We start from the raw sequence: 18,958 nt of genomic DNA on the forward strand, positions 1-18,958 counted from the left end.
TGTTCGGGGTGGAGGTTCCATCCTAGACGCAAGCGTCTTGTTCTCGCAAGAGGTTTGGGATGGGATTCGTTCTCCGCTTGAGGGGGCGTCGGCCTTCCGGCCCTTCGCTCTTCCCTGTGGGGCGAACAAGTAATAAGTTACGCGGCTCCCGGCATCGTGGCAAAGCGGCGTGACATCCCGGGCGTGTCGCGCAGCTGCCAGAAGCTGGCGATCCGCGTCATGACGCGGAAAACGGCGGATGCCGCGGCTCGTTCGGCCGCGGCATCCGCCGTTTCGCTGTGGAGCGTCGCTGGCGCGCTCACTCCCACTCGATCGTCCCCGGGGGCTTCGACGTGACATCGAGCACCACGCGGTTGACCTCGCGGACCTCGTTCGTGATGCGGTTCGAGATCTTCGACAGCACGTCGTAGGGCAGCCGCGTCCAGTCGGCGGTCATCGCGTCCTCGCTCGAGACGGGACGCAGCACGATGGGGTGGCCGTAGGTGCGCCCATCCCCTTGGACGCCCACCGACCGGACGTCGGCGAGCAGCACGACCGGGCACTGCCAGATCTCGGCGTCCAGTCCCGCCTTCGTCAGCTCGGCGCGCGCGATGGCGTCGGCGTCACGCAGGATCTCGAGACGATCAGCGGTGACCTCGCCCACGATGCGGATTCCGAGGCCGGGCCCCGGAAACGGCTGGCGTCCGACGATGGCCTCGGGCAGACCCAGCTCGCGCCCGATCGCGCGGACCTCGTCCTTGAACAGCGTCCGCAGCGGCTCGATGAGCTCGAACTGCAGGTCTTCGGGCAAGCCGCCGACGTTGTGGTGGCTCTTGATGTTCGCCGTGCCGGCGCCACCGCCGGACTCCACGACATCCGGGTACAGCGTGCCCTGCACGAGGAACCGGATCGGCTCGCCATCGGCGGCCGCCTCGGCCATCAGGTCGCGCTCGGCCTGCTCGAACGCACGGATGAACTCGCGGCCGATGATCTTCCGCTTTTGCTCGGGGTCGCTGACGCCGGCGAGAGCCTCGAGGAACCGTTCGCGCGCATCGACCGTGATCAGCCGAACGCCGGTCGAGGCGACGTAGTCGTTCTCGACCTGTTCCCGCTCTCCCTTCCGGAGCAGACCGTGGTCGACGAAGATCGCCGTCAGCTTGTCACCGACCGCCTTGTGCACGAGGGCCGTCGAGACCGCCGAGTCGACACCGCCCGACAGCGCGGAGATCACCCGCCCCGAGCCCACCTGTTCGCGGATGCGCTCGACCTGCTCGGCGATCACGTTGCCGCTGTTCCAATCGGCGGGGAGCCCCGCCGCCTTGTGCAGGAAGTTCTCGAGCACGTTCTGTCCGTGGTCGGAGTGCTTCACCTCGGGGTGCCACTGCACGCCGTAGAACTTGCGCACATCGTTGGCGAAGGCGGCCACGGGGGTGGCGGCGGTACGGGCGAGCACCTCGAAGCCCTCCGGCGCGCGCGACACCTGGTCGCCGTGACTCATCCAGACGTTCTGCTCGGCGGGCTGCCCCTCGAGCAGCGTGCCCTCCGTGACGATGGTCGCGTCGGTGGCTCCGTACTCGCGGAGCCCCGTGTTGGCGACCTCGCCGCCGAGGGCCTGCGCCATCACCTGGAATCCGTAGCAGATGCCGAGGGTCGGCACCCCGAGATCGAACACACCCGGATCGATGGCCGGGGCGCCGGGCTCGTACACCGACGACGGACCGCCGGAGAGGATGATGCCGACCGGCTCCTTCGCGGCGATCTCCTCGGCGGTCGCGGTGTGCGGGACGAGCTCGCTGTACACGCCCGCCTCACGCACACGGCGGGCGATGAGCTGGGCGTACTGCGCGCCGAAGTCGACGACGAGGACAGGACGCTGCGACGTTTCGGTCTGTGTGGTCACCGGGTGCCTTCCGTGGCGGGGATGGATGCGGCTGCCTCAGCGGCTTCGCGCTCGGCGAGGTAGGTCCTCACCTCGCGTGCGACGCGGGCCTCCATGAAGAACGACAGGGCGGGAACGACTCCGCCGAGCGCGAGCAGGATGAAGCGGGGGAACGACCAGCGCATGAGACTCCACACGCGGAAGCACGAGAACAGGTACACGACGTAGAACCAGCCGTGCACGACGAGGATCGCCAGCGAGACGTTGAACCCGTCACCCGTCGAGAGCATCTCGCACGAGTTCGTCTGCGGCAGGAACAGCGACCACCACTCGCAATCGGCGCCGGCGATCACCGGGGCGAACCACAGGAGGCCGCCCGAGCCGCCGGCGAAGAGCTCGGTGTGGATCGGGGTGTACTTCAGGATCATCTCCGCGAGCAGGAGCAGCAGACCGACACCCGTGATCACCGAACAGATCTGGTAGAAGCGCAGAGCGTTCCGGATCGCCGGGAACGTGGCGAGTTTCGGGGCGCGAGGCATGGCGTCCAGTCTAGTCGCGGCCCGGCGGGGCGCTTCCCGCGGCGGCGACGTCACCATCCGCGCGCTCGTCCTCGAGGTCTTCGAGTTCCTTCTCCCACGCGTCCTTCGCCAGGCGGTACCACATGTAGAAGGCGAAGCCGGCGAACACCGCCCACTCGACGGCGTAGAAGATGTTGAGCCAGTTGACGTTGGAGCGCTCGTCGGGTGCCGGCGAGTGGATCGCGGTCAGGCCCCCGAATGACTCCGCGGAGGTGAGGTAGCCGCGGTAGACGTCGAGCCCCGCGGTGTCGTGCCAGCGGCTGAGCAGCGCGGCGGGCGACATCCGCGTCATCTCCTGGGGGTCGGCGCCACGCCCAGGCAGCGCAGGACCTTCGTCGGAGATGATGCGCCCCGTGAGGGCGACATCCTGTGGCGGGTCGGCGTCGAGGGCAGCTGCCGCGGCGTCCGCCTCGGCGCGATCGGCCGTCCACCCCACGGCGACGGCGAGCGAGGTCGGGTCGGACGAGCGGGCCGACTCGGGGTCGACGCGGAGCTGGCCGGTCACCCAGTACCCCTCCTCGCCACGATCGAACCGCGACGAGACGACCTCGAAGTCGTCGGGGACGAACGAACCGCGTACCTCGACGCGCTGGCCCACGAGCGGTTCGGGCAGGTACGCGCCGGGTTCGGTCACATCGGCGAGCGGGCGCACCTGCTCGGTCTGCCCCGGCGGCGGCGGCGAGGTGTCGACGGCGCGCGAGAGCTGCCACTGCCCGAGCCACGCGAACACCGCGGCCACGAGCAGCGCGAACGCGAGCATGCCGAGCCACCACGGCCGGAGCATGACCTCGCGCAGCGTCGGCGCGAACGCGGCCGACGGCGGGGCGGGCGGAGCGGGATCGGTCGAGGTCATGTCACCGCACGCTGTACGGCGCCACCACGACCTCCACGCGCTGGAACTCCTTGAGGTCGGAGTAGCCGGTCGTCGCCATCGACTTCTTCAGTGCGCCGATGAGGTTCGCGGTGCCGTCGGCGACCGGGGCCGGGCCGTAGAGCACCTCTTCGAGGGAGCCGACCTGCTCGACCGCCACGCGGCGACCGCGCGGCAGCTGAGCGTGGTGCGCCTCGGGACCCCAGTGGAACCCCTGGCCGGGAGCATCCGTCGCACGAGCCAGGGCGACCCCCAGCATGACCGCGTCGGCACCCATCGCGAGCGCCTTGACGATGTCACCGGAGGTGCCGACGCCGCCGTCGGCGATGACGTGGACGTAGCGTCCGCCCGACTCGTCGAGGTAGTCACGACGTGCTCCGGCGACATCGGCCACAGCCGTCGCCATCGGAGCGTGCAGGCCCAGCGTCGCGCGCGTGGTGGAGGCGGCGCCGCCGCCGAAGCCGACGAGCACGCCCGCCGCACCGGTGCGCATGAGGTGGAGGGCCGCCGTGTAGGTCGCGGCACCGCCGACGATCACGGGGACGTCGAGGTCGTAGATGAACTTCTTGAGGTTCAGCGGTTCGTCGACGCTCGAGACGTGCTCGGCCGACACCGTCGTGCCGCGGATGACGAACAGGTCGACGCCCGCGGCGACGACGGTCTCGTACAGCTCCTGCGTGCGCTGCGGAGTCAGCGAGCCGGCGACCGTGACGCCCGCCGCGCGGATCTCGGCCAGGCGGTCGCGCACGAGCTCGGGCTTGATCGGCTCGGCGTAGAGCTCCTGCATGCGTCGCGTCGCCGACGCGTCGGGCAGCCCCGCGATCTCGGCGAGCAGCGGCTCGGGGTCGTCGTACCGCGTCCAGAGTCCTTCGAGATCGAGGACGCCCAGTCCGCCGAGCTGACCGAGCATGATCGCCGTCCGGGGGCTCGTGACCGAGTCCATCGGGGCGCCGAGCACCGGGATCGAGAACTGGAAGGCGTCGATCGACCAGGCGGTCGACACGTCCTCGGTGTTGCGGGTGCGCCGCGAGGGCACCACAGCGATGTCGTCGAACGCGTAGGCCCGACGGGCGCGCTTGGCGCGGCCGAGCTCGATCTCCATGGTCACCCCTCCAGCCTACCGGCCGGTCCGGACACGACAGCCGGACCGGCCTCGCGCTCAGCGCGCGCGGGCGACCCGCTGCTCGTCCCAGACCGCCTCGCTCGACTCGTAGACGCGGCCGTCGCCGCCGAAGACGACGAACCGGTCGAACGAGCGCGCGAACCAGCGGTCGTGAGTGACCGCGAGCACCGTGCCCTCGAACGCGGCGAGCGCCCGTTCGAGGGCTTCGGCCGACGTGAGGTCGAGGTTGTCGGTGGGCTCGTCCAGCAGCAGCAGCGTCGCACCCGAGAGCTCGAGCAGAAGCACCTGGAACCGCGCCTGCTGACCGCCCGACAGGCTGTCGAAGGTCTGCTCGGCCTGGCGGACGAGCCCATAGCGGTCGAGCGCCGAGCTCGCGGCATCCCGCGGCATCCCGACTCGGCGGTCGTCTCCGCGGTGCAGGATCTCGAGCAGCGTGCGGCCGGTGAACTCCGGATGCCGGTGGGTCTGGGCGAACCAGCCCGGGACCACCCGCGCACCGAGCGTCACCGTCCCGGCGTGCGCGACCGGCTCGAGCGCCGAGCCGACGGCGGTGACGTGCCCCAGCAGAGCGTCGGGCTCCGTGCCGCCCGCGGCGAGGAGACGCAGGAAGTGCGACTTTCCCGAGCCGTTCGAGCCGAGCACCGCGACCCGGTCGCCGAACCAGACCTCGAGGTCGAAGGGCCGCATGAGCCCCGTGAGTTCGAGCCCGTCGGCGACGACCGCGCGCTTGCCGGTGCGCGAGCCGCGCAGGCGCAGCTCGAGGTTCTGCTCCGGCGGACGCTCTTCGGGCGGCCCGGCCTCCTCGAACCGGCGCAGCCGCGTCTGCGCCGCGCGGTATCGCGACGCGAACTCGTCGCTGGCCGCCGCCTTCGCCTTCATGTCGGCGACGAACCGCTTCAGCTTCGCGTGTTCCTCGTCCCACCGGCGGCGCAGCTCGTCGAGCCGCGCCATGCGCTCGTCGCGGGCGCGGTGATAGGTCTCGAAGCTCCCGCCGTGGACCCAGGCGGTGCTGCCCGCTCCCCCGGCCTCGAGAGTCACGATGCGGTCGGCGGCACGGGCGAGCAGCTCGCGGTCGTGCGAAACGAGCAAGACCGTCTTCGCCGTCTCGCGCAGGCGGTCCTCGAGCCAGCGCTTCCCCGGAACGTCGAGATAGTTGTCGGGCTCGTCGAGGAGCAGCACCTCGTCGGGCCCGCGGAGCAGCGCCTCGAGAGCCAGCCGCTTCTGCTCGCCGCCCGAGAGCGTCGTCAGCTCGCGGTAGCGCGCCCGCTCGAACGGCACGCCGAGGGCCGCCGTCGTGCAGGTGTCCCACACCGTCTCGTACTCGTAGCCGCCCGCGTCGGCGTAGTCGGCGATCGCAGCGGCGTAGCGCATCTGGGTGTCGAGCTCGTCCGAGGCGATCACGGCGTTCTCGGCGTCGTCCAGCTCACGCGCCGCACGGCGGACGCGTTCGGGCGCGACCGAGATGAGCAGGTCGTGAACGGTCTCACCGGCACCACCGTGCCCGACGAACTGGTCCATGACCCCGAGGCCGCCGTCGATCTGGACGACACCGCCGTGGGCCGCGGCATCGCCGCGGATGATGCGCAGCAGCGTCGTCTTGCCTGCGCCGTTCTGACCGATCAGCGCGGTCGTCGATCCCGCACCGACGCGGAACATCACCTCGTCGAGCAGCGGTCTGCCGTCGGGGAGGGTGTACGAGACACCCTGAATGTCGAGCGATCCCATCGTGGACCGGGCCTTTCCGCTCCACTGCGGAGCCGACCAGGCTATCGCACCTCGGCGCGGGTGCCCGCGCAGCTCGGAGAATCGCACGGGGCTCGGATGCTGAGGACGAATGAGTCCGAGGATGACGCGATTCTCCGAGGACGGTCGCAGCTATGCACGGCGGCGCGGCACGGGGTGGGATGCTGGCCGCATGAGTCGCATCGTGATCGTCGGCGCGGGCGTCATGGGCCTCGCCACCGCGTGGGCCCTCGTCCGCCGCGGCGAACATCCTCTCGTCCTCGAGCGCTTCGGGCGGGGGCACACCCACGGCGCTTCGCACGGCGCGACGCGGAACTTCAACAACGCCTACGCCGACGGCCACTACCTCGACCTGCTGCAGCGAGCGCGTGAGGGCTGGGATGCGCTCGGCGAGGTCGACGGCGAGCCGCTGCTGCGGCGGCATGGGCTCGTGACCCACGGCGTGGGCGGTGACCTCGGTGGCGGCGCCGACGACGCCGATGGTCTCGAGACGATCGCGCGGAGCCTCGGCGCGCGCGGCATCCCCGCCGAGATGCTCTCGGCTGCGGAGGCGGGTGCGCGCTGGCCCGGGATGCGGTTCGAGACCGACGTGCTCTACTCCGCGGATGCCGGGGTGGCGCGCGCGTCGGCCGCGATGCTCGAGCTCGAGCGGCGCGTGCAGGACGGCGGCGGCGAGGTCCGCTGGGGAGCGCCCGCCGCCGGCATCGACGATCTCGGCGCGCGCGGCGCGCGCGTGCGGCTGGCGAGCGGCGGTGAGGTCGAGGCGGACGTCGTCGTCGCGACCGTCGGCGCCTGGACCGAGCGCCTGCTGCCCGGCATCCGTCTGCCGCGACTCACGGTGACCGAGGAGACCCCGGCGCACTTCGCGCCCACCGCGGGCCCGTGGCCGTCGGTCAACCACCGGCTCGATCCCAGCCGCTACCCGGCGCCGGTCTACGGGATGCCGACGCCGGGCGAGGGCGTCAAGGTCGGGTTCCACCGTGTCGGGGACGTCGTCGACCCCGACGCGCGCACCCACCGGGTGACGCACCACGAGACGCTCGTCCACTACGTGCGCGAATGGATGCCGGGGCTCGACCCCGACTCTGCCGTGCACCTGTCGTGCACCTACACCTCGACCGACGACAGCGCCTTCGTGCTCGATCGCGTCGGATCGGTGGTGGTGGGAGCGGGCTTCTCGGGACACGGCTTCAAGTTCGCCCCCGGCATCGGCGCGACCCTCGCCGACCTCGCGCTGGATGCGACGGCGCGCGCCGCGGCGCCCTTCCGGCTGCCGCGAGGGTGAGTCGGGCCCTCGGGCTCGCGACCGGGCGCAAGCTTCGGAGGATGTCACGTCGCTCGGATCGAGCGGCACGATCTCTCCGGTCTTGCGACGAATCTCCGACTTCCGTGAACGCGGTGGGGCGCAAGCTCGGGCTCACGACCGCAGGTGAAGCCGTTGGGCGAGGGCGCGCTGGAGGGTGCGCTGGACGGCGGCCCGCTCGTGCACGACCTGCCGGTAGGTGAAGCGCAGCACGGTGTAGCCGCGTAGCCGCAGTTCGGCGAGGCCGTCGACGAATCGACCCGCGATCTTCGCCTGCTGGACGACCGGGACCCCGCGGTCACGCAGCGGCGCGAATACCAGGGTCTCGAGGCCGGAGTCGGACAGCCCCGTGACCGCGCCGGCGAGCTCGCGCGCCGCGACCGACGGCCACGGCACGGCCCGGAGAGTCTCCGGGGCGAGGGCTTCGGTGCGGGCGGCCGATTCCCACACCACGAGCGCGTCCTCCCGCGGCAGGCACTGGGCGATGTGGCCGAGTGCGTCCTCGACACCGGCTTGCAGATCCGTCCGCGCCACCGGGCAGAGCGGCCGGGTCCAGTGCGCCACAGTGTCGGCGTCGTCGGTATCCGGGGATGCGGCGTGCGGCAAGAGGTGCACGTGGTGCTGCGACGGGATGCCGTCGGGCACCCACCACCCGCGCCGTCGCGCGAGCGAGACGCAGCTCAGCCTTCCGCCGGCCGATGCCGCAGCACGGAGGTCTCCCGGTGCGCCGGCAGAGACGCACCAGGCGCGGCGAACCATCCGCAGGCCGCCAGCAGCGACCGCGTCGCGGATCACCCGCACCGGGAACTCGGCGGCGAGGACCGCGCTGCGATGCGCGATTCCTCCGGCTCCCTCCACCCATCGGGTGACTTCGGATGCTGTGGGACGGCGGGGCATGCCGTCATCCTCGTGCGGCGCTGCGGCCCCGCGGCATCCCTCCCCCGGTTCTGGGGAGAACCACGTGGCTTCTCTCCCTGGGGAGGAGGACCCATGCCCGTCGTACCTCGGAGAATGCGACGAAGGTCGGACGATCTGGGGCGATCGATCCGACCTTCGTCAGAATCTCCGAGCTTCGCGCACAGGCGAGCGCGGGTCAGCGCTTGTAGTTGGGCGCCTCGACCACGATCTGGACGTCGTGGGGGTGCGACTCCTTGAGCCCGGCCGAAGTGATGCGCACGAACTTGCCGCGGGCCTTCAGCTCTTCGACGGTGCGGGCGCCGACGTAGAACATCGACTGACGCAGGCCGCCGATGAGCTGGTATGCCACGGCCGACACGGGGCCGCGGTAGGCGACCTGCCCCTCGATGCCCTCGGGGATGAGCTTGTCGTCGCTCGGGACGTCGGCCTGGAAGTACCGGTCCTTCGAGTACGAGGTCTTCTTGCCCCGGGTCTGCAGCGCGCCCAGCGATCCCATGCCGCGGTACTGCTTGAACTGCTTGCCGCCCTGGAAGACGATCTCGCCCGGCGACTCGTCGGTTCCGGCGAGGAGCGACCCGAGCATGACCGAGTCGGCGCCGGCGACGAGGGCCTTGGCGATGTCGCCCGAGTACTGCAGACCGCCGTCGGCGATGATCGGGATGCCGGCTTCGCGCGCGGCCAGCGACGCTTCGTAGATCGCGGTGACCTGGGGCACACCCACACCGGCGACGACGCGCGTGGTGCAGATCGAGCCCGGGCCGACGCCGACCTTGACGGCATCCACACCCGCGTCGATGAGCGCCTGCGCGCCCTCGCGGGTCGCGACGTTTCCGCCGATGACGTCGATGTGCTCGAAGGATGCATCCGCCTTCAGGCGTTTGACCATGTCGATGACGCCCGCGGACTGACCGTTCGCGGTGTCGACGACGATGACGTCGACACCGGCGTCACGCAGTGCCTCGGCCCGCTGCCACGCGTCTCCAAAGAAGCCGATGGCCGCACCGACGCGGAGGCGCCCCTGGTCGTCCTTGGTGGCGAGGGGGTACTTCTCGCTCTTGTCGAAGTCCTTGATCGTGATGAGACCGGCGAGCTTGCCCTCCTCGTCGAGGAGCGGGAGCTTCTCGACGCGGTGGTGGGCGAAGAGCGCGATGACCTCGTTCGCCCCGATGCCGACGCGACCGGTGACCAGGTTCTCGCTCGTCATGACGTCGCGCACCTTGGTGGTCTGCCGCTCGAAGCCCGAGACGAAGCGCATGTCGCGGTTCGTGACGATGCCGAGCAGGTGTCCCTCGTCGTCGACGACGGGCAGGCCCGAGATGCGGTACTGCCCGCAGAGCGCGTCGACCTCTTCGATGGTGGCGTCGGGGGTCGTCGTGATCGGGTCGGTGATCATGCCCGACTCGCTCCGCTTGACCCGGTCGACCATCGCCGCCTGCTCCTCGATCGAGAGGTTGCGATGGATGATGCCCAGGCCGCCCTCGCGCGCGATCGCGATCGCGAGGCGCGCCTCGGTGACGGTGTCCATCGCGGCCGACAGCAGCGGAGTGGCCACGGTGATGCGGCGCGTCACGCGCGACGACGTATCGGCCTCGGACGGGATGACGTCGGTGTGCCCCGGCAGGAGCAGGACGTCGTCGTAGGTGAGGCCGACGAATCCGAACGGGTCGTTGTAGTCGCTCATGCGCACTCCTTGAAAGTCTCAACGATTCTAAGCGCCCGGCGCCCCACGGCATTCCCGCTCCCGAGATCCACGAAACGACACACCGCATTCGTTGTTGCGCACCGGAAACACGCAAGCAACAATCAGCGCATACGTTCAGGTGTCGCCGAAGCCACCAGCAGAACCGGTACCTCTCGGCGTTCGTCCACTTATCTCAGGAGGTGCCAGTGGCGATCACTTCGATGACGCGCGCTGCTCGTCGCCCGAGGCGCATGTTCTCGACGTTGATCGCCGGCCTCCTGGCCGCCGTGGCGTTCCTGGGCATCGCCTCCCCCGCCCTGGCCGCAGGAGACGACGCCGAGTCGTTGCCCTTCACGATCGCGGGCAACGTCCGCACCGGCGGTGAACCCGTCGAGGGCGCGACCATCGTCGTGACCGGCGGCGACTTCGAAGCCGAAGGCGAGACGAACGAGAGAGGCAGCTTCTCGATCGGCGTTCCGACGAAGGATGTCGCCTACACCGTCGAACTCGTCGAGGACAGCCTCCCCTCGGGGGTGACCGTCCCTGAGGGCTTCGAGTCGACGCTCGAGGTCGAGTTCGGAGCGACGAGCACGATCACGCGCAACTTCACCCTCGAGGCGGCCGAACGGCAGACGACGAGCTTCGTCGATCAACTGCTCTCCCGCGCCGTCAACGGCCTGAACTTCGGCCTCATGCTCGCCCTCGCCGCGATCGGCCTCTCGCTCGTGTTCGGCACGACGGGCCTGTCCAACTTCGCGCACGGCGAGATGGTCACCTTCGGAGCGCTCGCAGCGCTGCTGTTCTCGGCCGGGTTCAGCCTGCCGATCTGGATCGCGATCCCGTTGGCGGTCGCCGTCTCGGCACTGTTCGGCCTGACGATGGATGCCGGCCTCTGGCGACCGCTGCGACGCCGCGGCCTCGGCACCGTGCAGCTCATGATCGTCTCGATCGGTCTCTCGCTCGCGCTGCGCTACATCTTCCAGATGTTCGTCGGCGGCGGCACGGCCCAGCTCCCCGGCGGCTCGACCTCGGTCATCCCCGGGCTCGGCCCCATCCGCCTCACCCTCACCGACGTGATCAGCATGGGCGTCTCGCTCGTGGTCATCGCCGGCTTCGCCTGGTGGCTCATGCGCACGCGGATCGGCCGCGCGACGCGGGCCGTCTCGGACAACCCGTCGCTCGCCGCCGCCAGCGGCATCGACGTCGATGCGGTGGTCCGGGTCGTATGGGTCGTCGCCGCGGCGCTCGCCGGCCTGTCCGGCGTGCTGTGGGCCTACTTCCGGCCGGGCATCAAGTGGGACATGGGCACCAGCATCCTGCTGCTCATCTTCGCCGCCGTCACGCTCGGCGGTCTCGGGACCGCGTTCGGCGCGCTCGTGGGCGCCATCATCGTGGGGCTCCTCGTCGAGGTGTCGACGCTGTGGATCCCCTCCGACCTCAAGTACGTCGGCGCGCTGGTCGTGCTGATCGTCATCCTGCTGTTCCGCCCGCAGGGTCTCCTCGGGCGCCGAGAGCGAATCGGATAGGCATCGTGAACTTCCTTCAGATCCTCAGCAACACCGCGGCGCAGATCCTCGCCCCGGCGACCCTCGGGTACATCCTCGCCGCCATCGGCCTGTCGGTTCACTTCGGCTTCGCCGGCCTGCTCAACATGGGCGTCGCGGGCTTCATGGCGATCGGCGCCTACGGGTTCGCGATCTCGATCCTCACCTTCGGTCTCGCCTGGCCGGTGGCCGCACTCATCGGCCTCATCGCCGCCGTGGTCTTCGCGCTCGTCATGGGCATCCCCACCCTCCGGCTGCGCGGCGACTACCTCGCGATCGTGACGATCGCGGCCGCCGAGGTGCTGCGCCTGCTCTTCCTGACGTCGGCATTCCGCAACCAGACGGGATCGGCCGACGGCCTCTCGGGCTTCCAGGCCGGGTTCCGGGCGAGCAACCCGCTTCCTCCCGGACGGTGGGGCTTCGGGCCGTGGACGTACCAGTCCGACCAGTGGTGGGTCATCATCGTCGGCCTGATCACGATCGCGATCGTCGTCACCCTGGTCTGGCTGCTCATGAGCAGCCCCTGGGGCCGCGTCATCCGCGGCATCCGCGAGGACGAGGACGCCGTGCGGTCGCTCGGAAAGAACGTCTTCGCGTTCAAGATGCAGGCGCTCATCGTCGGCGGTGTCATCATCGCGGCCGGCGGCATCGTCACCGCCATGGGCACCAACGTCAACCCGAACGTCTACGTCACCTCGCAGACGTTCTACGTCTGGACCGCCCTGCTGCTCGGTGGCGCGGCCACCATCTTCGGCCCGGTGCTGGGCGCCGTGCTGTTCTGGGTGGTGCGCGCGTTCCTGTCGAACCTGCTGCCGGCCCTCGTCAACATCGGCTGGCTGCCGTTCCTGACCACCGAGCAGAGCCAGATGCTCGTGTTCGTGCTGGTCGGCGTCGCGCTCATGCTGCTGGTGATCTTCCGCCCGCAGGGCATCCTCGGAAGCAAGAAGGAGCTGACCTTTGTCCGCTGATGTCGTACCCCCGACGCCGCGCCCCAAGGCGACCGGCCTGCACAAAGACGACGGCAGCGGCGAGGTCCGCCCCGGCGTCGCGAAGAACGACCCGATCATCGTCGCCGACGGCGTCAAGCGCGTCTTCGGCGGCCTGACCGCCGTCGACGTCGAGCACCTCGAGATCCCGCGCGGCGCGATCACCGCCCTCATCGGCCCGAACGGCGCCGGCAAGACGACGCTGTTCAATCTGCTGACCGGCTTCGACAAGCCGAACGCGGGATCGTGGTCATTCGACGGGACCAACCTCGCCGGCATCCCCGCCTTCAAGGCGGCGCGCATGGGCCAGGTGCGCACGTTCCAGCTGACGAAGTCGCTCGGTCTGCTCACGGTGCTCGAGAACATGAAGCTCGGGGCTCCGAAGCAGAAGGGCGAGGGCATCTTCGCCGGCATCCTGCCCTTCCTGTGGCGTGGTCAGGAAGCCGAGATCGAGGAGAAGGCGCGCGGTCTGCTCGCCCGCTTCAAGCTCGACGCCAAGGAGAAGGACTTCGCCGCGTCGCTCTCGGGCGGTCAGCGAAAGCTCCTCGAGATGGCGCGGGCGCTCATGAGCGATCCCGTGCTCGTCATGCTGGATGAGCCGATGGCCGGCGTGAACCCCGCCCTGACGCAGTCGCTGCTCGACCACATCCTCGATTTGAAGGACCTCGGCATGACCGTCGTCTTCGTCGAGCACGACATGCACATGGTGCGTCACATCGCCGACTGGGTCGTCGTGATGGCCGAAGGCCGCGTCGTCGCCGAGGGCCCGCCCGACACCGTGATGCAGAATCCCGCCGTGATCGACGCCTACCTCGGTGCACATCAGGACGTCGACCTCGGCGTCGTGACGGGCCGCCACGCCGGTGAGCTGCCGCCCGAGGCGGAGGAGCTCGTCGAGACGGTGCACGAGCTCGACCAGGCGATCGACGAGGCGCCGACGACGGATGCCGCGGGCGCTGCGCGCGCTGACGAGGATGGGGACCGCAAGTGACCGAGAACGTCGTCGAACTGACCGACGTGCACGCGGGCTATCTGCCCGGCGTCAACATCCTCAATGGCGCGAACCTCACCGCGGCTCCCGGCGAGCTCGTCGGGATCATCGGCCCCAACGGCGCCGGCAAGTCGACGATGCTCAAGGCCATCTTCGGGCAGGTGAAGGTGCGATCCGGTTCCGTGAAGCTGAACGGCGAGGAGATCACGGGGCTGCGTGCCAACAAGCTCGTGTCGAAGGGCGTCGGCTTCGTGCCGCAGACGAACAACGTGTTCCCGAGCCTGACGATCGCGGAGAACCTGCAGATGGGGGCGTATCAGCGACCGAAGGTCGTCGCGGAGCGCACCGACTTCGTGACATCCATCTTCCCCGACCTCGCCAAGCGGCTGCAGCAGCGGGCCGGATCGCTGTCGGGCGGCGAGCGCCAGATGGTGGCGATGGGGCGCGCGCTGATGATGGACCCCTACGTGCTGCTTCTCGACGAGCCCTCGGCGGGCCTGTCGCCGTCCCGCCAGGACGAGGCGTTCCTGCGGGTGTCGGAGATCAACAAGGCGGGCGTGACGACCATCATGGTCGAGCAGAATGCCCGCCGCTGCCTGCAGATCTGCGACCGTGGGTACGTCCTCGACCAGGGCCGCGACGCCTACACGGGCACCGGCCGCGAGTTGCTCAACGACCCCAAGGTCATCGGTCTCTACCTCGGCACCCTGGGCACCTGAGCCCGGGCTTCGCCTGGCTCGGCTGGTTCGCCTGGTTCGCCTAGTTCGCCTGGCAGTTCTCGCCTCTTCGCTCGCGCGGAGGCGGCGTGAGCTGCCAGGCGAACTGCATTAGGGGCTCCTCCCCTGCGGAGCGGGCGCGCGGGGGATCCACATGCCGGGGGCGCTGAGCCCAGCGGGGCGGAGTCCACGAGGAGGATCGGGGGATGCCGCGACGACCCGACCCTCTCCCCGAAGCCCTCGGCGGAGCGTTCTCGTGTGCCGACGCGGCGGCCGCGGGCGTCTCACGCAAGCGGTTGCGTGCAGCCGACCTCGACACACCCTTCCGCGGCGTGCGCCGGAGGCGCGGAGCAGAGGATGCTGCGGCGGCAGGACCGCTCGCGGAGGATCAGGCCATCCGGCACCGCGTTCTCGAGGATGCGCGGGCCTACGCCTCGATCATGGGCGGTCGGGCGTTCTTCTGCGGCCGGACCGCGGCGGTGCTGTGGGGAACGGGCGCCCACTCCCCCGGCGAGCTCGAGGTCGGGGTGCTTGCGCCGGAGCGAGCGCCGCGGCGGCGCGGCATCCGCGGGCGTCAGCTCGCTCCGACGCACGTCGAGGTCACGACTCTTGATGGCCTGCGCGTGTCGTCGCCCGCGTCGACGTGGGCGATGCTCGGGCGGAATGCCGGCGTGCGCGAGCTCGTGCGCATCGGCGACGCGTTCGTGCGGGTGCCGCGCGGTGAGCGGGGGCGGCGCCGGTCCGAGGCGCGGCTGTGCACGCTCGATGACCTCGCCGCTGCGGTCGCCGCCGGAAGGCGCGTCGGCTCCGCGAAGCTCGTCGAAGCGCTGGGGCTCATCCGCGAGGGCGCGATGTCGCCGCTCGAGACCGACTTCCGGCTCGGCCTCGTGGCGGCCGGGCTGCCGGAGCCCCTGCTCGACCAGGAGATCCGCGACGGCTCGGGGCGGCTGGCGGGAATCGCGGATGCCGTCTGGCCCGAGTACCGCGTCATCGCCGAGGTCGAGGGCGACCACCACCGCACATCGCGGAGTCAGTGGGCGCGCGACATCGAGAAGCACACCGCGTACGTCGCCCTCGGTTTCGAGGTCGTGCGGCTCACCTCGGCGCACATCAGGCCCACCGGCTCCGCGGCCGTGGCTCTCGTGGCTGGTGCCCTCAGCCGCCGCGGCTGGTCTCCGTCGCCAACCCGAACCTGAGCCCAGAGCCCAGAGCCCAGAGCCCAGTTGGCAGCTCGCGCCCCCTCGGGCCCCAAAAAGGGGCATCAACTGCCAACCCGAACCTGAGCCCGAAGCTCGGTTGGCAGGTCAAGCCCACTCTGGGCCCGCGAGCGGGCACGAACTGCCACCCGAGTGAGGCCCCACTCTGCTCGACTCAGCGATTCCACGCCCGGCTCGCGGCTCAGGCCCCACAGCTCGGTTGGCAGCTCATGCCCACTCGGAGCTTAAGAAGGGGCATCAACTGCCAACTCAAACCTGAACCCGCAGCTCAGCTGGTAGCTCGCGCCCACTCGAGGCATAGGAAGGGGCGGGAACTGCCAACCCGAGCGGGGGCGCGACCCCGCCTCCGAGCGAACACGACGAAGGGCCCCGGCCGGGAGACCGGGGCCCTCGTGCGTGGGAATCAGCCGACGCGGACGAACTCGTAGTTGTTGTCGTCGCCGTACTCGAAGACACCGATGGAGGCCTCCGTCGGGTCGCCCACCTCGTTGAAGGTGATCGGGCCCGAGACGCCGTCGTAGTCCGCGGCCTGACCGGCGATGATCAGGTCGGCGCATTCCGCGAAGCTCGTGCACTTCGTGCCGTCACCGGAGCCGCCCGAGACCGCCTGCAGGTTCGCCGCGACGTCGGGGCCGGCCGTCGATCCGGCCTGCAGCGCGGCGAGGGCGAGCAGCACGACCGCGTCGTACGACTCCGGCCCGTAGGTGAAGTCCTGCAGCTCGGCGTTGCCGGCACCGGTCCAGAACGCCTGCAGGTTGTCGCGGAAGGTTGCGATCGACGCGGGGTCGACGGCGGGGTAGGTGCCCTTCGCGCCGGCCATCGTGCCGGCCTCGAAGTCATCGCCGAAGTTCGCCAGGTTGCCGTCGACGAGGTAGAGCTGCTCGGGCGACACGTCGGCGCCGATGAGCTCGGGGATGATCGTCTTGACCTCTTCGAACGTGATGAGGGCGATCGCGTCGGGGCCGGCCGCGAGCACGTCCTCGACCTGGGCCGAGAAGTTCGTGTCACCGGTGTTGTAGAGCGAGGTCGCGACGACCTCGCCGCCGGCGGCCTCGAAGGCGGCCTTGGTGAAGCACGCGAGGCCGGTTCCGTAGGCGTCGTTGAGCACGATCATGCCGAGCGTCTCGTTGCCGTCGGCGCCGATCAGGTTGCCGAGCACCTCGCCCTGCAGCACGTCGGAGGGAGCGGTGCGCCAGTACAGGCCGTTGTCCTTGTACCCGGTGAACGCGGCAGAGGTGTTGGCCGGCGAGAACTGGATGGCGTTGGCCGCGATCACCTGGTCGATGAACTGCAGCGACGTACCCGAGGATGCCGCTCCGATGATCGCCGTGGCACCTTCGCCCAGCAGTCGGGGGATCTCCGTCTCGTACGCCTTGTTGTCGGTGTCACCCGAGTCGCCCTGCTTGAGGTCGATCGTGATGCCCTTGCCCGCGGCGTTGATCTCGGAGGCGGCGAACTCGGTCGCCGAGATCTCCGGCGGGCCGAGGAACGCGAGGTTGCCGGTCACGGGCAGCGCCGTGCCGATCGTGTAGGTGAGGTCGGTGCCGGGACCCGTCGAGGTCGAGGTGTACTCCGGCGTGTACGAGGCGGGCTCGGCCGCTTCGCAGTCGATGGGGAAATCGGCCGAGGTGTTCCCGCCGGCGTCGCCCGACGCAGCGGGTTCGCTGTCTCCGGCACAGCCTGCGAGGACGAGGGCACTCGCGCCGATCACGGCGATACCGCCGAGGACCTTCGCGGTGCGGGAACGGGTGAGAACGCCCATTGTGCTCCTTGATGAGTGGGAACGCGGCACCGAAGCCCCGCGAGGTTGGGTCAAACCTAGTGGCGCGTCCGCGTCGGCGATGTTGCGATGTGTTAACGGTCTGTTACGCGACCCAATCGTTATCTGCGGCCTCGCGTACGGCCTGTCATTCCGCGGTTGGGACCGTGGTCACGACCGTCATCGCGCCGAGCCGACGAGCCGGAATGCGAAGCGGGAGCCTCAGACGACGGGAGCGACGTCGGATGCCTCGTCGATGCGCTTCGGGCGACGTGCGGCCCGGAGAGAGTCGACGCTCAGCACGACGAGGGCGAGCCAGACGAGCCCGAACCCGATCCATCGCTCGAGCGGCATCGGCTCGCCGAGGATCCAGGCTCCCGTGATGAACTGCAGGATCGGCGCGACGAACTGGAGCAGGCCGATCACCGTGAGGCTGCTGCGCCGGGCGCCGGCGGCGAAGAAGAGCAGGGGCACGGCGGTGACGACACCCGCGAGGGTGACCAGCGCGGTGTGTCCGGGGCTCACCGAGCCGAACACCAGCCCGCCGGTGAGCGCGACGATGATCGCCTGAACGATCGCGACCGGCGCCAGCCAGAGCGACTCGAGCGTCAGGCCGCTGACGGCGTCGACCGACGGCCCGATCTGCTTCTTCACGAGGCCGTAGGTTCCGAAACTCGCGGCGAGCGTCAGCGCGATCCACGGGAAGGCTCCGTAGCCGACGACGATCACGCCGACGGCGACGGCGGCGATGCCGATGGCGACCCACTGCGCCACCCGCAGCCGCTCCTTCAGGACGAGGACGCCGAGGAGCACCGTGACGATCGGGTTGATGAAGTACCCGAGACTCCCCTCGATCACGTGCCCCGTGAGGGTGCTGATGAGGAAGACCTGCCAGTTCACGTAGATGAGCAGGCCGGCCACGATGGTCCACAGCACGAGGCGCGGCGTGCGCAGGATCGCGATCAGCTTGCCCCAGGCGCGGAGCACCGTGAGAAGGATCGCGCAGAAGACGAGCGAGAACAGGATGCGCCACGACACGACCTCGAACGGGCCCATCGGGGCGAGCGTGAGGAAGTACAGGGGCATGAAGCCCCACAGCACGTACGCCGAGAACGCGTAGATCCCGCCGAGAGAGCGTTCACGGGCGGGATCGAGGGGTGTCACGAGCCAAGCATAGGACGGTCATGACATGCTGCGCCGGTCGCGGACTGCCATCCGCCGCCGCGCGCCTGCCATGACGAAGGCCCGGATGCGGTGCACCCGGGCCTTCGTGGAAGAGCTCTGCGTCAGCGGACGACGACGGCGAGGACGTCGCGCGCCGAGAGCACGAGGAACTCGTCAGCGCCGAACTTGACCTCGGTTCCGCCGTACTTGCTGTAGATCACGCGGTCGCCGACGGCGACGTCGAGCGGAACACGGTTGCCGTTGTCATCGATGCGGCCGGGGCCCACCGCCACGACCTCGCCCTCCTGGGGCTTCTCCTTGGCGGTGTCGGGGATGACCAGACCACTCGCAGTGGTCTGCTCGGCCTCGACCTGCTTGATGACGATGCGGTCCTCGAGCGGCTTGATGGAAACCGACACGGTCTACCTCTTTCTTCGACAAGACTTGTTGGCAATCTCACCCTGAGAGTGCCAACTCCGAGTCTAGGGGGACGTTGGCACTCACGC

17 protein-coding genes are annotated in these 18,958 nt (G+C 69.9%); 6 read left to right on the forward strand and 11 right to left on the reverse strand.

Annotated elements, in window-relative coordinates; translation table 11 throughout:
- Positions 1 to 137: 137 nt before the first annotated feature.
- The 6 genes from C1N74_RS16435 to C1N74_RS13150 are packed head-to-tail and all read right to left on the reverse strand — an operon-like array spanning position 138 to position 6,155.
- On the reverse strand, positions 138 to 302 hold the full coding sequence (locus C1N74_RS16435; protein ID WP_162815289.1) for a hypothetical protein: 165 nt from the start codon (positions 300 to 302) through the stop codon (positions 138 to 140).
- Positions 299 to 1,879 carry a glutamine-hydrolyzing GMP synthase gene (guaA, locus tag C1N74_RS13130; protein ID WP_023954420.1) on the reverse strand — a complete coding sequence of 527 codons (1,581 nt, stop codon included), beginning with the start codon at positions 1,877 to 1,879 and terminating at the stop codon, positions 299 to 301. Before guaA ends, C1N74_RS16435 begins: the two co-directional genes overlap by 4 nt.
- Complete coding sequence (locus C1N74_RS13135; protein WP_023954418.1) at positions 1,876 to 2,397, reverse strand: DUF3817 domain-containing protein; 522 nt, start codon at positions 2,395 to 2,397, stop codon at positions 1,876 to 1,878. The genes guaA and C1N74_RS13135 overlap by 4 nt, the downstream gene beginning before the upstream one ends.
- 10 nt (positions 2,398 to 2,407) lie before the next feature.
- Positions 2,408 to 3,289: an SURF1 family protein gene (locus C1N74_RS13140; protein ID WP_375538046.1), complete on the reverse strand. Its 882-nt coding sequence runs from the start codon at positions 3,287 to 3,289 to the stop codon at positions 2,408 to 2,410.
- Between the two features lies 1 nt (position 3,290).
- Positions 3,291 to 4,409 carry a GuaB3 family IMP dehydrogenase-related protein gene (locus C1N74_RS13145; RefSeq protein WP_023954414.1) on the reverse strand — a complete coding sequence of 373 codons (1,119 nt, stop codon included), beginning with the start codon at positions 4,407 to 4,409 and terminating at the stop codon, positions 3,291 to 3,293.
- Between the two features lie 57 nt (positions 4,410 to 4,466).
- Positions 4,467 to 6,155, reverse strand: coding sequence for an ABC-F family ATP-binding cassette domain-containing protein (locus tag C1N74_RS13150; protein ID WP_023954412.1), 1,689 nt, complete (start codon positions 6,153 to 6,155; stop codon positions 4,467 to 4,469).
- A 121-nt stretch (positions 6,156 to 6,276) separates the two neighbouring features.
- Between C1N74_RS13150 and C1N74_RS13155 the strand changes: the two genes are divergently transcribed.
- Positions 6,277 to 7,458, forward strand: coding sequence for an FAD-dependent oxidoreductase (locus tag C1N74_RS13155; protein ID WP_309147414.1), 1,182 nt, complete (start codon positions 6,277 to 6,279; stop codon positions 7,456 to 7,458).
- Positions 7,459 to 7,590: 132 nt separating this feature from the next.
- Here the strand turns inward: C1N74_RS13155 and C1N74_RS13160 are convergent, their stop codons facing one another.
- Positions 7,591 to 8,373 (reverse strand): hypothetical protein, encoded by a 783-nt coding sequence (locus C1N74_RS13160; protein ID WP_137750692.1) that lies wholly within the window; start codon positions 8,371 to 8,373, stop codon positions 7,591 to 7,593.
- 196 nt (positions 8,374 to 8,569) lie between these two features.
- Positions 8,570 to 10,075 carry an IMP dehydrogenase gene (gene guaB / locus C1N74_RS13165; RefSeq protein ID WP_023954406.1) on the reverse strand — a complete coding sequence of 502 codons (1,506 nt, stop codon included), beginning with the start codon at positions 10,073 to 10,075 and terminating at the stop codon, positions 8,570 to 8,572.
- Positions 10,076 to 10,326: 251 nt separating this feature from the next.
- On the opposite strand from guaB, the gene C1N74_RS13170 reads away from it, so the two are divergent.
- The 5 genes from C1N74_RS13170 (at position 10,327) to C1N74_RS13190 (ending at position 15,508) form a co-directional block, all read left to right on the forward strand.
- On the forward strand, positions 10,327 to 11,601 hold the full coding sequence (locus tag C1N74_RS13170; RefSeq protein ID WP_023954404.1) for a branched-chain amino acid ABC transporter permease: 1,275 nt from the start codon (positions 10,327 to 10,329) through the stop codon (positions 11,599 to 11,601).
- Between the two features lie 5 nt (positions 11,602 to 11,606).
- Positions 11,607 to 12,587 (forward strand): branched-chain amino acid ABC transporter permease, encoded by a 981-nt coding sequence (locus tag C1N74_RS13175; protein WP_023954402.1) that lies wholly within the window; start codon positions 11,607 to 11,609, stop codon positions 12,585 to 12,587.
- Entirely contained in the window at positions 12,577 to 13,596 is a 1,020-nt protein-coding gene (locus C1N74_RS13180) for an ABC transporter ATP-binding protein (protein ID WP_023954400.1), read from the forward strand. Before C1N74_RS13175 ends, C1N74_RS13180 begins: the two co-directional genes overlap by 11 nt.
- Complete coding sequence (locus tag C1N74_RS13185) at positions 13,593 to 14,315, forward strand: ABC transporter ATP-binding protein (RefSeq protein ID WP_023954398.1); 723 nt, start codon at positions 13,593 to 13,595, stop codon at positions 14,313 to 14,315. Before C1N74_RS13180 ends, C1N74_RS13185 begins: the two co-directional genes overlap by 4 nt.
- A 203-nt stretch (positions 14,316 to 14,518) precedes the next feature.
- Complete coding sequence (locus tag C1N74_RS13190) at positions 14,519 to 15,508, forward strand: hypothetical protein (RefSeq protein WP_137750693.1); 990 nt, start codon at positions 14,519 to 14,521, stop codon at positions 15,506 to 15,508.
- A 424-nt stretch (positions 15,509 to 15,932) separates the two neighbouring features.
- Here C1N74_RS13190 and C1N74_RS13195 read toward each other — a convergent pair whose 3' ends face one another.
- From C1N74_RS13195 to groES, 3 genes are all read right to left on the reverse strand, one after another.
- On the reverse strand, positions 15,933 to 17,291 hold the full coding sequence (locus C1N74_RS13195) for an ABC transporter substrate-binding protein (protein ID WP_023954394.1): 1,359 nt from the start codon (positions 17,289 to 17,291) through the stop codon (positions 15,933 to 15,935).
- Positions 17,292 to 17,510: 219 nt separating this feature from the next.
- Positions 17,511 to 18,452, reverse strand: coding sequence for an EamA family transporter RarD (gene rarD, locus C1N74_RS13200; protein WP_023954392.1), 942 nt, complete (start codon positions 18,450 to 18,452; stop codon positions 17,511 to 17,513).
- Between the two features lie 122 nt (positions 18,453 to 18,574).
- Positions 18,575 to 18,871 (reverse strand): co-chaperone GroES, encoded by a 297-nt coding sequence (gene groES / locus C1N74_RS13205; protein ID WP_023954390.1) that lies wholly within the window; start codon positions 18,869 to 18,871, stop codon positions 18,575 to 18,577.
- Between the last annotated feature and the right edge of the window lie 87 nt (positions 18,872 to 18,958).

It is taken from the genome of Microbacterium sp. SGAir0570, assembly GCF_005491085.2.
GTDB classification, from domain to species: domain Bacteria; phylum Actinomycetota; class Actinomycetes; order Actinomycetales; family Microbacteriaceae; genus Microbacterium; species Microbacterium arborescens.

Bases quoted from the DNA above. Each gene is read 5' to 3' on its own strand.
- C1N74_RS13135 (WP_023954418.1), bottom strand. From the start codon at position 2,397: ATGCCTCGCGCCCCGAAACTCGCCACGTTCCCGGCGATCCGGAACGCT.
- C1N74_RS13140 (WP_375538046.1), bottom strand. From the start codon at position 3,289: ATGACCTCGACCGATCCCGCTCCGCCCGCCCCGCCGTCGGCCGCGTTC.
- C1N74_RS13145 (WP_023954414.1), bottom strand. From the start codon at position 4,409: ATGGAGATCGAGCTCGGCCGCGCCAAGCGCGCCCGTCGGGCCTACGCG.
- C1N74_RS13150 (WP_023954412.1), bottom strand. From the start codon at position 6,155: ATGGGATCGCTCGACATTCAGGGTGTCTCGTACACCCTCCCCGACGGC.
- C1N74_RS13155 (WP_309147414.1), top strand. From the start codon at position 6,277: ATGACGCGATTCTCCGAGGACGGTCGCAGCTATGCACGGCGGCGCGGC.
- C1N74_RS13160 (WP_137750692.1), bottom strand. From the start codon at position 8,373: ATGCCCCGCCGTCCCACAGCATCCGAAGTCACCCGATGGGTGGAGGGA.
- guaB (WP_023954406.1), bottom strand. From the start codon at position 10,075: ATGAGCGACTACAACGACCCGTTCGGATTCGTCGGCCTCACCTACGAC.
- C1N74_RS13170 (WP_023954404.1), top strand. From the start codon at position 10,327: ATGTTCTCGACGTTGATCGCCGGCCTCCTGGCCGCCGTGGCGTTCCTG.
- C1N74_RS13190 (WP_137750693.1), top strand. From the start codon at position 14,519: ATGCCGCGACGACCCGACCCTCTCCCCGAAGCCCTCGGCGGAGCGTTC.
- C1N74_RS13195 (WP_023954394.1), bottom strand. From the start codon at position 17,291: ATGGGCGTTCTCACCCGTTCCCGCACCGCGAAGGTCCTCGGCGGTATC.